This is a genomic window from Pseudomonas thivervalensis (genome assembly GCF_001269655.1).
In the GTDB taxonomy this organism is placed as follows: domain Bacteria; phylum Pseudomonadota; class Gammaproteobacteria; order Pseudomonadales; family Pseudomonadaceae; genus Aquipseudomonas; species Aquipseudomonas thivervalensis.
Genome location: NZ_LHVE01000015.1, coordinates 151,303 through 165,589, shown reverse-complemented (window position 1 = coordinate 165,589; position 14,287 = coordinate 151,303). Strand labels below are relative to the sequence as shown.

The window sequence follows — 14,287 nt, the reverse complement described above, 5'->3', positions numbered from 1 at the left end:
TATGTGTGAACACCACGATCTACTGTGGGAGCGAGCCTGCTCGCGATGAGGCCAGTACAGGCGCCTCAAGACTTGTAGGGATACTCCCGATGCATCTGCTCAAGCAACGCATCCTTGTCCTGCCACAACTGGTTGATCCAGCCCTGGAACTCCAGGCGATAGGCACCGTCCTGGTCGTAGTTCTTGCCGATGAACTGCGGTGGGATCTTCAATTCCTGGAAATGCACCACCACCTCGCCAACGTTGCCGCAGAGCAAATCCCAATACCCCGGACGACCGCCTGGGTAATGAATGGTAACGTTGATGATCGACTCCAGCTGTTCACCCATGGCATCGAGCACGAACGCGATGCCGCCGGCCTTGGGCTTGAGCAGGTAGCGAAACGGTGACTGCTGCTGGGCATGCTTGCCTTCGGTGAAACGCGTGCCTTCGACGAAGTTGAAAATGCCCACCGGATTGTCACGAAATTTCGCGCAGGTCTTGCGGGTGGTTTCCAGGTCCTTGCCCTTTTTTTCCGGATGCTTTTCCAGGTAAGCCTTGGAGTAGCGCTTCATGAATGGGAAGCCCAGGGCCCACCAGGCCAGGCCGATCACCGGCACCCAGATCAGCTCCTGCTTGAGGAAGAACTTCAGCGGGCGGATGCGCCGGTTCAGCACATACTGCAACACCATGATGTCGACCCAGCTCTGGTGGTTGCTGGTGATCAGGTACGAATGCTGGTAGTCCAGGCCTTCCAGGCCGCTGAGGTGCCAGCGGGTACGGCGCAGCAGGCTCATCCAGGCCTTGTTGTTGCTGATCCAGGCCTCGTGGATGTGGCTCATCAGCCAGTCAGTGAAGCGTTGGGCGGCGGGGAAGGGCAGCAACAGCTTGAAAATCGCCACGATGAACAGCGGTGTGCAGCAGGCGATGGTGTTCAGCGCCAACAGCAGCGAGGCAATGACGCCGCGCAAGGGGGCAGGCAGGAAGTCCAGCATTTAAATATCCAAAGGTCGGTTGGCGGCTTGGATCGCGGTCAGGGCGATGGTGTACACGATGTCGTCGACCTGGGCGCCGCGGGGCAGGTCATTCACCGGTTTGCGCAAGCCCTGCAGCATCGGCCCGAGGCTGACGCAGTCAGCACTGCGCTGCACGGCCTTGTGGGTGGTGTTGCCGGTGTTGAGGTCCGGGAAGATGAACACCGTCGCCCGACCGGCCACCTGGCTGTTGGGGGCCAATTGCCGGGCTACGGTTTCGTTGGCGGCGGCGTCGTATTGCAGCGGGCCGTCGATGAGCAGGCCGTGCTGGGCTTCGTGGGCCAGCAGGGTGGCTTCGCGGACTTTTTCCACTTCTTCGCCGCTGGCCGACTCGCCGCTGGAATAGCTGAGCATCGCCACCCGTGGCGTGATGCCGAACGCGGCGGCCGAATCGGCGCTTTGCAGGGCAATTTCCGCCAGTTCCGCTGCGCTGGGGTGCGGGTTCATCACGCAGTCGCCGTAGACCAGCACTTCTTCGGGAAACAACATGAAAAACACTGAGGACACCAGCGAGCAACCCGGCGCGGTCTTGATCAGTTGCAACGCCGGACGGATGGTGTTGGCGGTGGAATGGATGACCCCCGAGACCAGCCCGTCCACTTCATCCAGGGCCAGCATCATGGTGCCGATGACCACGGTGTCTTCCAGTTGCTGCTCGGCCATCGGTGCATTCAAGCTTTTGCTCTTGCGCAATCGCACCATCGGCTCGACGTAACGTTCGCGGATTGAATCCGGGTCGAGAATCTCCAGCCCCGGTGGCAGCTCGATGCCTTGGGCGCGGGCCACCGCTTCGACGTCGGCCGGTTTTGCCAGCAGCACGCAACGGGCGATGCCCCGGGCCTGGCAAATGGCGGCGGCCTGGACGGTCAGCGGTTCGCTGCCTTCGGGCAGCACGATGCGTTTGTTGGCGGCCTGGGCGCGCTGGATCAACTGATAGCGGAACACTGCCGGCGACAGGCGCATTTCTCGCGGTGTGCCGCAGCGCTGGTGCAACCATTTGGCATCCAGGTGGCTGGCGACGAAATCGGTGATGATCTCCGCACGTTCGCGGTCATCAATGGGGATTTCCTTGTTCAGGCCGTTGAGCAGGTTGGCGGTGTCATAGGAGCCGGTGCTCACTGACAGCACCGGCAGCCCTGCCTGCAAGGCGCCACGGCACAGGTCCATGATGCGTGGGTCGGGCAGGGTGTCGCTGGTCAGCAGCAGGCCGGCCAGCGGCACGCCGTTGATCGCCGCCAGGCTCACGGCGAGGATGATGTCGTCGCGATCGCCAGGGGTCACCACCAGCACGCCGGGCTTGAGCAGCTCCACGGTGTTGCGCATGGTGCGGGCGCAAATGATGATGTTGCTCATGCGCCGGGTTTCGTAGTCGCCGGCATTCAGTACCTGAGCGCCCATCAGGTCGGCCACGTCGCGGGTGCGCGGGGCATTGAGTTCGGGGCGAAACGGCAGGCAACCGAGCAGGCGGAAATCGCCGCTGCGCAACAGGGGCGAGTGTTCCTTGAGCCGGGCGGAAAACGCCTCCATGCTTTCGTCGGTGCGGACCTTGTTCAGGATCACACCGAGGACTTTGGGATCTTTCGGCCCGCCAAACAATTGAGCCTGCAACTCCACTCGACCGGAAAGCTCGGTCAGTACTTCGTTCTCCGGTGCCGACACCAGGATGACTTCGGCGTCGAGGCTCTTGGCCAGGTGCAGGTTGACCCGGGCAGCGTAGCTGGCGTTGCGGGTCGGGACCATGCCTTCGACCACCAGTACATCCTTGCCGATGGCCGCCTGCTGGTACAGGGTGATGATTTCTTCCAGCAGCTCATCGAGCTGGCCGTCGCCGAGCATGCGCTCGACGTGAGCCAGGCCCAGCGGCTGCGGGGGCTTGAGGCCATGGGTGCGGGCCACCAGTTCGGTGGAGCGCTCCGGCCCGGTGTCGCCGGGATGCGGTTGGGCAATGGGTTTGAAAAAGCCGACTTTCAGGCCGGCCCGTTCAAGGGTACGCACCAGCCCGAGGCTGATGGAGGTCAGTCCCACACCAAAATCGGTGGGCGCGATAAAAAAAGTTTGCATGCCGATTCTCTAGAGGTGCATGACCCGGGCGCGGCCTATGACTGGCCATCTACCCACAATTCAGTCGCCAAGGTTATCGCTAACCGGGCCTTGAGCGCACCAGCCGCAATCAAAGGGCTGGCCTATTTTTTCAATACGTTGCGCCGGGTCCAGCACCCAGGCCCGGGACTGCCACGGTGGCTGGTGACGCAGGTGCTGGGTATGGCCACAGGACAGCTCGGCCACCCAGTGCCCGTCCTCGTCCTGATGGAAACCGGTGACCGTCGGTCTGTTCGAGCTAGCCCGTTTGTCCGGGTTCCGTTCGCTTTCGGGCAAATCCTTGTTTAGACTTGTCCGTTCTTCATTCTTATGCAAAAGGTCTCGCCCCATGCTGATCGCCACCAAAAAGGCTGTCTCCATCGACTATACCCTGACCAACGACGCTGGTGAGGTCATCGACAGCTCTGCCGGCGGCGCTCCGCTGGTCTACCTGCATGGCGCAGGCAACATCATCCCGGGCTTGGAAAAAGCCCTGGAAGGCAAAGCGGTCGGTGACGACCTGAACGTGACCGTCGAGCCGGAAGACGCTTACGGTGAATACTCCGCCGAACTGGTCAGCACCCTGAGCCGCAGCATGTTCGAAGGCGTGGACGAACTGGAAGTGGGCATGCAGTTCCACGCCTCGGCGCCCGATGGCCAGATGCAGATCGTCACCATCCGCGACTTGGAAGGCGACGACGTCACCGTTGACGGCAACCACCCGTTGGCCGGCCAGCGCCTGAACTTCAAGGTCAAGATCGTCGATATCCGTGACGCCAGCGAGGAAGAAGTCGCCCATGGTCACGTCCATGGCGAAGGCGGCCATCACCACTGATTTGTGCGCTACGCTCAAATGACCAGTGAACTGGGAAGGCGCCATACGGCGCCTTTTTAGTCCGTTGCTGTTAGCATCACCCATGGCTGTTTCGAAAAGATCCGCAAAACTGGAGTTCGTCATGAGTGCTTTCCACGACCTTAAACTCAAAGCCCTGGATGGTCAGGAGCTTGCTCTGGCGCCGTTCAAGGGGCAAGTCGTGCTGGTGGTCAACGTCGCCTCCAAATGTGGCCTGACGCCTCAGTACGCGGCGTTGGAAAATCTCTATCAGCAATACAAGGACAAGGGGTTCAGTGTGCTGGGCCTGCCTTGCAATCAGTTCGCCGGGCAAGAGCCGGGAACCGAGCAGGAGATCCAGGAATTCTGCCGCCTCAACTATGGCGTGACGTTCCCGCTGTCCAGCAAGCTGGACGTGAACGGTCCTGATCGCCACCAGTTGTACCGCCTGCTGGCGGGCGAGGGGGCCGAGTTTCCCGGGGACATTACCTGGAACTTCGAAAAATTCCTGCTCGGCAAGGACGGCCGGGTGCTGGCGCGTTTCTCGCCGCGTACAGCGCCGGATGATCCTTCCGTGATCCAGGCGATTGAAAAAGCGCTGGCTTGATCCCAATAATTTATGACGGTCCCTTTGTGGCGAGGGAGCTTGCTCCCGCTGGGCTGCGAAGCGGCCCTGGCTTTTTGCGGTTGCTGCGCAACCGAGCGGGAGCAAGCTCCCTCGCCACAGGGAATGTGCTTGAGACTGTGATACTCAGCGCTCCCTTCTGATCCTTAATCATTCCAATCAATAGTGCTACCCAGCGCCCTCAACGCTCCATATTATCGTCGTCATATCCGATCCGTGACTGCGTCCCGTGGAGTGCCCCATGCCTGTAAAAGCCCTGTTCAAACCCTTCCACCTCGGCGCGTTCGAGTTGCCGACCCGGGTGGTGATGGCGCCGATGACCCGTTCCTTTTCGCCGGGCGGCGTGCCGAACGCCAAAGTGATCGAGTACTACCGTCGTCGTGCGGCGGCCGGGGTAGGGCTGATCATTACCGAAGGCACGACGGTCGGGCACAAGGCCTCCAACGGCTACCCGAACGTGCCGCATTTCTATGGCGACGCAGCCCTGGCCGGTTGGAAGCAGGTGGTCGACGCGGTGCATGCCGAGGGCGGCAAGATCGTTCCACAGCTGTGGCATGTGGGCAGTGTGCGGCGCATCGGCACCGAGCCGGACGCCAGCGTGCCGGGCTATGGTCCTACCGAAAAGCTCAAGGACGGCCAGGTGGTGGTCCACGGCATGACCCAGGCGGACATCGATGATGTTATCGCCGCCTTCGCCCAAGCGGCAAAAGACGCCCAGAGCATCGGCATGGACGGAGTGGAAATCCACGGCGCCCACGGCTACCTGGTGGACCAGTTCTTCTGGGAAGGCAGCAACCAGCGCACTGACGGTTATGGCGGCAGCCTGGCCAACCGCTCGCGCTTCGCGATCGAATTGATCCGTGCCGTGCGTGCGGCGGTGGGCGAGGGCTTCCCGATCATTTTCCGCTTCTCCCAATGGAAACAGCAGGACTACACGGCGCGCCTGGTGCAGACGCCTGAAGCCTTGGGCGAGTTTCTCAAGCCGTTGTCGGAAGCGGGCGTGGATATTTTCCACTGCTCGACACGGCGCTTCTGGGAGCCGGAATTCGAAGGCTCCGAGCTGAACCTGGCCGGCTGGACCCGCAAGCTCACCGGCAAGCCTACCATCACCGTCGGCAGCGTCGGCCTGGATGGCGAGTTCCTGCAGTTCATGGTCAACACCGACAAAGTCGCTCAACCGGCCAGCCTGGAGAAACTGCTGGAGCGCTTGAACAACGATGAGTTCGACCTGGTGGCGGTGGGGCGTGCGCTGCTGGTGGATCCGGACTGGGCGCAAAAAGTCCGTGAAGGGCGCGAGCAGGAGATCTTGCCGTTCAGTCGCGAGGCGTTGATGACCCTGGTTTAAGTAGCGTCCGAGCTGACGCTATCGCGAGCAAGCTCGCTCCCACAGGGGTTCTCGGCCAAACACAAAATTTGTGCGCGCTGAAGATCCAATGTGGGAGCGAGCTTGCTCGCGATGACGGCTTCAGCATCAACACATATTCAGCGCACAGTCGGCGCCACAGGCATCACCTGCTCACCCACGCAAACCCCGCGCAACTGCGCCTCGAACTGCTCGATCACCGACGCCCAACCCTGGCGACTGGCATGTTGGCGGGCATTGAGCCGCACGCAACGCAAGGTCTCACGCTCTTCCAGCAGCCAACGGGCGGCATCGCAGAACGCCTCTTCATCCCCCGGCATCGCCAGCACGCCGTTATAACCGTGGCGAATATGCTGCGCCGCCGCAGCCTGGTCGTAGGCCACCACGCCCAGCCCGGACGCCAGCGCTTCCAACACCACGTTGCCGAAGGTTTCGGTCAGGCTCGGAAAGACAAACACATCCCCGGACGCATAGTGGCTGGCCAGCGCCTCGCCGCGTTGCGAGCCGCAAAAGATCGCCTCGGGCAAGTCCTGCTCCAGCGCGGAGCGCTGCGGGCCGTCGCCGACCACCACCAGTTTCATCCGGCGCCCCGGGAAAGCGCTGCACAGCGTGTCGAAACTGCGCTTGAGCAGCCCGAGGTTTTTCTCCGGTGCCAGGCGTCCGACATGGAGCACGGCGATGTCTTCGTCGCCCACGCCCCAGGCGTCACGCAGGCTCGCCGAGCGCTTGACCGGATGAAACAGTTGACTGTCCACGCCCCGGGACAACAACGCCACGCGCTCGAAATGGCGTCTCTCCAGCTCCAGGCGCTGGCTGAGACTGGGTACCAGGGTCAGGCTGGAGCGGTTGTGAAACCAGCGCAGGTAATGGGTGAGCCCGCGACTCAACAGACCGAGGCCGTACTGTTGGGTGTATTGCTGGAAATTGGTGTGGAAACCACTGACCACCGAGATGCCCAGGCGCCGTGCCGCCCGCAGCGCTGACAAGCCCAGCGGCCCTTCCGTGGCGATGTAGAGCACGTCCGGACGATGGCGTTTCCAGCGCCGGAGCAGTTTGTGCATCGACGCCTGGCCCCACTGCAAACCCGGATAGCCCGGCAGCGGCCAGCCCCGGCATAGCAGCAACTGCTCGTCACTGGCCTGGCGCTGGTCGTCAGCCTGGCGAGGTCGTATCAACTCGACCTGATGCCCACGGGCGCGCAAGCCGTCGTACAGGCGACCCAAGGTATTGGCCACGCCATTGATTTCCGGCGGGAAGGTTTCGGTGATCAGGGTAATGTGCAGGGGTGTGGTCATGACCCCAGTGTCGACCGGGGCCATTTCGTCATTGTGACGCCAGGATGATGGATTTGTGACCGCTCAGCCCTGACGGGCCAACGCGGTCTCGGCGCCTTGTTCGCGCACCCAGAACAACGTCGCCCCGGCCACCGCCGCCGGCATCATCAGGATGTTCACCACCGGGATCAGCAGCACCAGGTACACGCTGCCGCCAAAGCCCAGGCTCTGCCAGCGCTTTTCCCGCAGCCAGGCGAGCATTTCGTTCCAGCCCAGCTTGTGGTTGTCCGCCGGGTAGTCGATGTACTGGATCGCCATCATCCACACGCCGAACAACAGCCACAGCGGTGCCGCCACCAGATTGACCACGGGGATGAACGACAGCACGAACAGCCCCAGTGCGCGGGGCAGGAAATAGCCGAGCTTGCGCGCTTCGCGGCCGAGGGTACGCGGGATCATGGCGATCAGCTCGGCCCAGCTGAAGGCCGGGAAGTCGTCGGTGCCACGGATCACCACTTCGACTTTTTCCGCGAGAAAACCGTTGAATGGCGCGGCGATGATGTTGGCGAGCATGGTGAAGGTGAAGAACACCATTAGTACGACGAGCACCACGAACAGCGGCCAGAGCACATAGCTGAGGAAACTCAGCCACTCTGGCAGCGAAGGCATCAGCGTATCGACCCAGAGGCTGAACTGGTGGCCGGCCAGGTAAATCAATCCGACGAACAGCACCAGGTTGATCGCCAGGGGCAAAAGTACGAACAGACGCAGGCCCGGGCTCAGGACCAGCTTGAGGCCTTCTCGCAAATATTGCGGGCCGGACAGGACGGGGGCGGGCATAGGTGGCTCCGAGCGAAGGTGAACGCGCCGACCTTACCGGCTTTGCCCCGCCTGGGAAAGCGGCGACATGGCGTGTAACAACGTTTCTTGAGGCGAAGGCACCTATTGAAAGGTTCGCCGCAGATAGAGCTCACCTATGAGCTGGATTGTTAAACCGTATTTCCTTAATCTTCGCTCCCTCGATACGCTGCACCCATTCTTTTTCAGGACTGTCGAACCCAAGCCTTCCCCAAGTGCGTCAACGGTCCTTTTTTATTCGCGCCGCTCACCCGGCGTTCCGGCCCGCAAGGTCCGGTCAACAGGAGCAGGTCATGTCTGAAGTGCGTCATTCGCGAGTCATTATTCTCGGTTCCGGCCCTGCCGGTTACAGCGCTGCGGTTTATGCGGCCCGTGCCAACCTCAAGCCGCTGCTGATCACCGGCATGCAGGCCGGCGGTCAATTGACCACCACCACCGAAGTCGACAACTGGCCGGGCGACGTCCACGGCCTGACCGGTCCGGCCCTGATGGAGCGCATGAAGGAACACGCCGAGCGTTTCGAGACCGAGATCGTCTTCGACCACATCAATGCCGTGGACTTCGCCGCCAAGCCATACACCCTGACCGGCGACAGCGCCACCTACACCTGTGATGCCCTGATCATCGCCACCGGCGCCAGCGCTCGTTACCTGGGCCTGCCGTCGGAAGAAACCTTCATGGGCAAAGGCGTTTCGGCCTGCGCCACCTGCGACGGTTTCTTCTACCGCAACAAGCCAGTCGCGGTGGTCGGTGGCGGCAACACCGCGGTCGAGGAAGCGCTCTACCTGGCCAACATCGCCAGCACGGTCACCCTGATCCACCGTCGCGAAACCTTCCGCGCCGAGAAGATCCTGATCGACAAGCTCAACGCCCGCGTCGCTGAAGGCAAGATCATCCTCAAGCTCAACGCGACCCTGGACGAAGTGCTGGGCGACAACATGGGCGTGACCGGTGCCCGCCTGAAGAACAACGACGGCAGCTTTGACGAGATCAAGGTTGACGGCGTCTTCATCGCCATCGGCCACACCCCGAACACCTCGCTGTTCGAAGGCCAACTGGAACTCAAGGATGGCTACCTGGTGGTCAAGGGCGGCCGCGACGGCAATGCCACCGCCACCAGCGTCGAAGGTATCTTCGCCGCTGGCGACGTGGCCGACCACGTCTACCGCCAGGCGATCACCTCGGCCGGTGCCGGTTGCATGGCAGCCCTGGACACCGAGCGTTACCTGGATGGCCTGCAGAACGTTTCGTTCTGATTCCTCGGGTACAAAAAAAACCGGCTTCGGCCGGTTTTTTCATGCCTGGTATTTGGCTCAACTTCTGTGGATAACCTTTGTGGGAGATTGCTCGCGATGGCGTCAGGTCAGCCTGCATCGATGTTGACTGATGCACCGTCATCGCGTGCAAGCTCGCTCCCACAGGAGGCTGTGTGGTGAGGAGGACCGTGGTCAGGCCAGCTTCGCCAGGCACGCTTCCAGAATATCCAATCCCTCTTCCAGCACGGCCGGTTCGGTGGTCAACGGCGCCAGCAGCCGAATGATGTGCCGCGATTTGCCGCTGGGCATCAGCAGCAGGCCCGATTCCCGTGCCAGGGCCAGCAGTTGCGTCAATTGTGCCGGGGCCGGGGTGCCGTCGGCATGGGCCAGCTCGATGCCGCGCATCGCGCCGACGCCGGTCAGGCGACCCAGATAGGGGCTCAGTCCGCGGTTTTTCCAGGATTGGTAGCGGCTGACGATTGCCTCTTCCTGTTGTGCGCCCCAGGCGTGCAGGCTGGCGTCGGTCATTTCGTCCAGGGTTGCCAGAGCGGCGGCGCAGGCGATGGGGTTGCCCGAGTAGGTGCCGCCCAAGCCACCCTTGGGCAGGTTGTCCAGCAGCGCCTTGCGTCCCACCACTGCCCCCAGGGGCACGCCGCCGGCAATGCTTTTGCCCAGCAGGACCAAGTCTGGCTCGATGCCCAACCGGGAGAAGGCAAAGCGCTGGCCGGTGCGGCCGAAGCCGGACTGGATCTCATCGATGATCAGCACAATGCCCTTGTCGTCACAGAACTGCCGCAGGGCCTGGGCGAAAGGTACGTCCATCGCCAGGAAGCCGGCTTCGCCCTGCACCGGCTCGACAATGAAACAGGCCACGTCATTCACGTCGATCTCGACACTGAACAGCCGCTCCATGGCCTTCAAGGCCTCTTCGCAGGTGACGCCGTTGTCCTGGCTGGGGTACGGCAGGTGATACACCGGCCCGGGCAGGACGCCGACTTTCTGTTTGTAGGGCGCGACCTTGCCGTTGAGGTTGAGGGTCGCCAGGGTGCGGCCATGGAAGGCACCGTCAAACGCGATCACGGCGGTACGGCCCGTGGCGCCCCGCACGATCTTCAAGGCGTTCTCTGCCGCTTCGGCGCCGCTGTTGGTGAGCATGCCGCTGACCGGGTAGTCCAGCGGGATAAACGCTGCCAGGCGCTCCATCAATTCAATGTAGGGCGCATGAGGCGCTGCGTTGAAGGCGTAGTGAGTCAGCCGGGTGGCCTGTTCGCGGATTGCCTCGACGATGCGCGGGTGGCAATGGCCGAGGTTCAGCACACCGATGCCCCCGACGAAATCGATGTAGCGTTTGCCGTCGGTGTCCCAGACCTCGGCATTCTTGCCGTGACTGAGGCTGACGGGATGCACGATGGAGATCGATTGGCTGATGGTTTCGCTGCTCATGGAGGACGGCCCGGACGAAGGAGAAATTGCCGTTATCTAAGCCGCGAGCGGAGGGGGCCGGCAAACGAAATAAAGTTGCCGGGTCAATCTTAAAAGTCGGGATGTGGGTCAGATGCGGACTTGCGGGCACTGTTTGGTGTGACAACGAAGCTTTTGTGGCGAGGGAGCAAGCTCCCTCGCCACAAAAGCGGGTTTCGACATAGAGGTCGATTGTGGATCAGCGCCGCTGCAGCGGTGGTGCCTCGAATTGCACGCCCGCCAACCCGTGGGCCATCAGCGCGCGGATATTGCCGTGGTCACTGCCTTCGGGCGTGGCCAGCACCGAACGGTAATGTTCGCCAAACGCCAGGAGCGCTTCTTCATCGCTCAAGCCTTCGAGCAGCGCCAGGCCCAGGGTCTTGCACGAACCTTCGTTCTGCCCGGCGGCGTTCTGTACGCCGCCGTTGTTGAAGGCCTGGGGCTGGTAGTCGTAGCCAGCGGCGATAAAGGCCAGGGTGTCGGCGAAGGCATGTTCACCGCTCTTGAGGCGGGTACGCAGGGTAGCAAGATCAAGCATCGGGTTTTCCTTTGGCGAACGCCGCCTGTTGTTCGGCGCTGGCTTCTTTCTGGTATTGGGCTTTCCACTCGGCGTACGGCATGCCGTAGATCACTTCGCGGGCGTCGTCGAGGCTGACCTCGACCTGGCGCTCATCGGCGGCGGCCTTGTACCACTTGGACAGGCAGTTGCGGCAGAAGCCGGCGAGGTTCATCAAGTCGATGTTCTGCACATCCTTGCGGCTGTCCAAGTGGGCAACCAGCCGACGGAAAGCGGCGGCTTCGAGTTCGAGGCGTTGTTGGTCGTTCATGGTGGTCTCTGCGAGACAGCTTCAAGTGGCAAGCTTCAAGCTGCAAGTGGGTTTGCGGTCTTCAGGCTTGAAGCTTACAGCTTGAAGCTTTTAGCGGCTACGAAGCGGCCCGGCTTGCCGCGAGGGTAATCGACACCGACTCGGCAAATCGCAAGGCGTGGGGCTTGTCGACTTCGACTTCGGCGTACAGCACCGACTCGTTGGCCATGACCAGATCGAGCAACTCTTGGGTGAGGCGTTCGAGCAGGGCGAAGCGGTTGCCTTCCACGTGGGCGATGATCGCCTTGGTGATGGTGCGGTAGTTCAGCGCGTGGTCGATGTCGTTGTCGCGCACCGCCTCTTGGGCGGCATAGAGGATGGTCAGGTTGATCAACACATCCTGCTTGTTGAGGATTTCATCCTCGTTGATGCCGATGAAAGTGCGCAGGCGCAGGTCCTTGACCTTGATGCGTGCCATGGCGGGCTGAAGTTGTGGCATTTACTTGCTCCGTCGAATCAATTGCAGGAACTCCTGGCGCGTGGTGCTGGAATCGCGAAAGGCGCCAAGCATCACCGAGGTGTTCATGGTCGAGTTCTGTTTTTCGACACCGCGCATCATCATGCACATGTGCTGGGCTTCGATCACCACCGCCACGCCGGCGGCCTGGGTGACCTGCTGCACAGCGTCGGCGATTTGCCGGGTCAGGTTCTCCTGGATTTGCAGGCGGCGGGCGAACATGTCCACCAACCGGGCGATCTTTGACAGCCCCAGGACCTTGCCCGTAGGAATATAAGCCACATGAGCCTTGCCGATGAAGGGCAACAGGTGATGTTCGCAGAGTGAATAGAGTTCGATATCGGCGACGATCACCATTTCATCGCTGTCAGAGGCGAACAGTGCGCCGTTGACGATCTGCTCGACGCTTTGTTCATAACCATGGCAAAGGTACTGCATGGCCTTGGCGGCCCGCACCGGGGTGTCGAGCAAACCCTCGCGCTCGGGGTTTTCCCCCAGGCCGATGAGGATTTCGCGGTAGTTCTGGGGCAGGGATAGCGTCATGGTGCATCCTCGAAACAAGGCTATTTGACGTGCCGCCCGCCGTTGACGGTCAGGGTCGTGCCGGTGACATAAGGGTTGTCCAGCAGGTAACGCAGGCTCTGGTAGATCACTTCGCTGCCGGGTTCGATACCCAGCGCGGACTTGGCCAGGGCCTTGGCGCGGTAAGCCGCGTCGTCTTCGGGATTGAACAGTAGCAGGGCCGGGGCGATGCCGTTGACCTTGATCGCCGGCGCGAATTTGGCCGCGAACGACAGGGTCAGGCTTTCCAGGCCGGCCTTGGTGGCGCAATAAGCGATATGCCGGGCGCTGCCCTTGCGGGTCACGTCGTCGCTGATGTGCACGATATCCGCCGGCGTTGAGCGCAGCAGCAGTTCGGCGCCATGCAGGTTGATCAGGTAAGGCGCCAGCATGTGCACGCCGAACATGGCGTTGAAGGCCGCTGATTCGTTACCGGGCGCCTCGGTCATCCAGGCCGAAGCGTTATGCACGATGGCCCGCAACTGGTCGGTGTGCTGCTTGAGCTGTTCGATAAAGGCCAGGATCCCCGTTTCGCTGGAGAAGTCGGCGAACAGCACGACCGCCCCCAGGTCCCGCAACACCTGCACGCCCGGGCGTTCGGTGCGATAGGTCGCGATCACCGGGTGCCCGTCCTCCAGCAAGCGTCGGGCGCAATGCAGGCCGACGCGCTGGGCTGCACCAGTGATCAGGATCGGAGCGGTGGCGCTGGACATAGGACGGCTCGGTTCACGGCAAGAGCAAAACTATAACAGCGACGGGGGGCGCGTCCTATGTACAACGGCTAATCCAGGGGCGACTCACCTGCCACTGTGGGAGCGAGCTTGCTCGCGATAGCGGAGTGACAGTCAATGAAGATATTGAAGGTCAGGCCGTCATCGCGAGCAAGCTAGCTTCCACAGGGGGAATTGTTGAGGCTGTGGCATCAAGGATTCTGCGTAGCCGGCACCGCCCGCTGCGGCGGGCCGTTGAGCCAGTTCGCCAGCAGATGGGTCGACATCGGGATAAACAGGTAGACCATCAGCGGCGTCAGGATGAGTGTACTGATGAGCACGCGGTTCAACAGGCCCAGTTCGCCCAGCAACGGGCCCAACAGGAAATTGAACAACAACGACACGGGAAAGAACGCGAGCCAGATGGCCACGGCCTGTTTCCAGCGGGGCGGACGCTGGCCGACCGCGCCGAACCAGCCATCGATGCCACGCACCCGGTGTTCGGAAGGATGGGCAAACAGATCGCTGCCCCGTCCCAGCCAGGCCGTGCGTGAGGCGGAGTGTTCCCAGGCGTGCAGGGTCTGCTCGTCGGAAAAACGAAAGATGATCTGGAATTCGTCGTCCTGGGGCGGTGGCGCGAGCACGCCGGAACCCAGGTAGCCGGGAAAGTCGGTGGCCAATTGTTCGCCTTCGCGCAACCAGGCAATCAGATCTTCATAACGCCCATTGGCGACGCGGCGGGCCACCATCAGCGTGACGGGTGAGGTAGACATCATGTATCTCCGTAAGACAGGCGCAGCACTCCGGATAGGAGATTTGCGGGGGACGCCCCGGGGTGGTGGGTAGCGTCTGGTCGCCAAAAAACATGCAAGGATTATTCCCGATTGCGCGTAAAACAACAAAACCGCACATCTGAATACGTTTTCCTTGTC

Annotated in this window: 16 protein-coding genes; 4 read left to right on the top strand and 12 right to left on the bottom strand. The window is 61.9% G+C overall.

Translation table 11 applies throughout. The features are described from left to right. Positions 1-65: 65 nt before the first annotated feature. From AD659_RS22230 to AD659_RS22220, 3 genes are read right to left on the bottom strand one after another with little or no spacing between them, the layout of a single operon-like run. Entirely contained in the window at positions 66-974 is a 909-nt protein-coding gene (locus tag AD659_RS22230; protein ID WP_053125135.1) for a 1-acylglycerol-3-phosphate O-acyltransferase, YihG family, read from the bottom strand. Then, complete coding sequence (gene pta / locus AD659_RS22225) at positions 975-3,074, bottom strand: phosphate acetyltransferase (RefSeq protein WP_053125134.1); 2,100 nt, start codon at positions 3,072-3,074, stop codon at positions 975-977. It abuts the gene before it with no gap. A 60-nt stretch (positions 3,075-3,134) separates the two neighbouring features. Next, on the bottom strand, positions 3,135-3,473 hold the full coding sequence (locus AD659_RS22220) for a DUF3565 domain-containing protein (RefSeq protein ID WP_082342020.1): 339 nt from the start codon (positions 3,471-3,473) through the stop codon (positions 3,135-3,137). Between AD659_RS22220 and AD659_RS22215 the strand changes: the two genes are divergently transcribed. The 3 genes from AD659_RS22215 (at position 3,442) to AD659_RS22205 (ending at position 5,894) form a co-directional block, all read left to right on the top strand. Continuing rightward, positions 3,442-3,927, top strand: a complete 486-nt coding sequence (locus AD659_RS22215; RefSeq protein ID WP_053125130.1) for an FKBP-type peptidyl-prolyl cis-trans isomerase — start codon at positions 3,442-3,444, stop codon at positions 3,925-3,927. The two genes, AD659_RS22220 and AD659_RS22215, sit on opposite strands and share 32 nt — an antisense overlap. Positions 3,928-4,048: 121 nt before the next feature. Beyond that, positions 4,049-4,531 carry a glutathione peroxidase gene (locus AD659_RS22210; RefSeq protein WP_053125128.1) on the top strand — a complete coding sequence of 161 codons (483 nt, stop codon included), beginning with the start codon at positions 4,049-4,051 and terminating at the stop codon, positions 4,529-4,531. A gap of 259 nt (positions 4,532-4,790) precedes the next feature. Then, on the top strand, positions 4,791-5,894 hold the full coding sequence (locus AD659_RS22205) for an NADH:flavin oxidoreductase (RefSeq protein WP_053125126.1): 1,104 nt from the start codon (positions 4,791-4,793) through the stop codon (positions 5,892-5,894). Positions 5,895-6,031: 137 nt separating this feature from the next. Here the strand turns inward: AD659_RS22205 and AD659_RS22200 are convergent, their stop codons facing one another. Beyond that, positions 6,032-7,231: a glycosyltransferase family 4 protein gene (locus AD659_RS22200; protein WP_053125124.1), complete on the bottom strand. Its 1,200-nt coding sequence runs from the start codon at positions 7,229-7,231 to the stop codon at positions 6,032-6,034. A gap of 39 nt (positions 7,232-7,270) precedes the next feature. Continuing rightward, positions 7,271-8,026 (bottom strand): sulfate transporter CysZ, encoded by a 756-nt coding sequence (gene cysZ / locus AD659_RS22195; RefSeq protein ID WP_053125122.1) that lies wholly within the window; start codon positions 8,024-8,026, stop codon positions 7,271-7,273. 311 nt (positions 8,027-8,337) lie between these two features. Here cysZ and trxB point away from each other — a divergent pair, with 311 nt between their 5' ends. After that, positions 8,338-9,300 carry a thioredoxin-disulfide reductase gene (trxB, locus tag AD659_RS22190; protein ID WP_053125120.1) on the top strand — a complete coding sequence of 321 codons (963 nt, stop codon included), beginning with the start codon at positions 8,338-8,340 and terminating at the stop codon, positions 9,298-9,300. Between the two features lie 192 nt (positions 9,301-9,492). On the opposite strand, the gene AD659_RS22185 is transcribed toward trxB, so the two are convergent. The 7 genes from AD659_RS22185 to AD659_RS22155 form a co-directional block, all read right to left on the bottom strand. Beyond that, a complete protein-coding gene (locus AD659_RS22185) occupies positions 9,493-10,743 on the bottom strand; it encodes a 2-aminoadipate transaminase (RefSeq protein WP_053125118.1) in 1,251 nt (416 codons plus the stop codon). A gap of 217 nt (positions 10,744-10,960) precedes the next feature. After that, positions 10,961-11,299: a HopJ type III effector protein gene (locus AD659_RS22180; RefSeq protein WP_053125116.1), complete on the bottom strand. Its 339-nt coding sequence runs from the start codon at positions 11,297-11,299 to the stop codon at positions 10,961-10,963. Continuing rightward, a complete protein-coding gene (locus AD659_RS22175) occupies positions 11,292-11,588 on the bottom strand; it encodes a DUF1244 domain-containing protein (protein ID WP_053125114.1) in 297 nt (98 codons plus the stop codon). Before AD659_RS22175 ends, AD659_RS22180 begins: the two co-directional genes overlap by 8 nt. 97 nt (positions 11,589-11,685) lie before the next feature. Continuing rightward, positions 11,686-12,066 carry a dihydroneopterin triphosphate 2'-epimerase gene (gene folX, locus AD659_RS22170; RefSeq protein ID WP_014340149.1) on the bottom strand — a complete coding sequence of 127 codons (381 nt, stop codon included), beginning with the start codon at positions 12,064-12,066 and terminating at the stop codon, positions 11,686-11,688. Further along, positions 12,067-12,627, bottom strand: coding sequence for a GTP cyclohydrolase I FolE (gene folE / locus AD659_RS22165; RefSeq protein ID WP_014340148.1), 561 nt, complete (start codon positions 12,625-12,627; stop codon positions 12,067-12,069). 20 nt (positions 12,628-12,647) lie between these two features. After that, the gene (gene folM, locus AD659_RS22160) at positions 12,648-13,358 is read right to left on the bottom strand and encodes a dihydromonapterin reductase (RefSeq protein WP_053125112.1); all 711 of its coding nucleotides are present in this window, start codon (positions 13,356-13,358) and stop codon (positions 12,648-12,650) included. Between the two features lie 209 nt (positions 13,359-13,567). Beyond that, a complete protein-coding gene (locus tag AD659_RS22155; RefSeq protein ID WP_053125110.1) occupies positions 13,568-14,128 on the bottom strand; it encodes an antibiotic biosynthesis monooxygenase in 561 nt (186 codons plus the stop codon). Between the last annotated feature and the right edge of the window lie 159 nt (positions 14,129-14,287).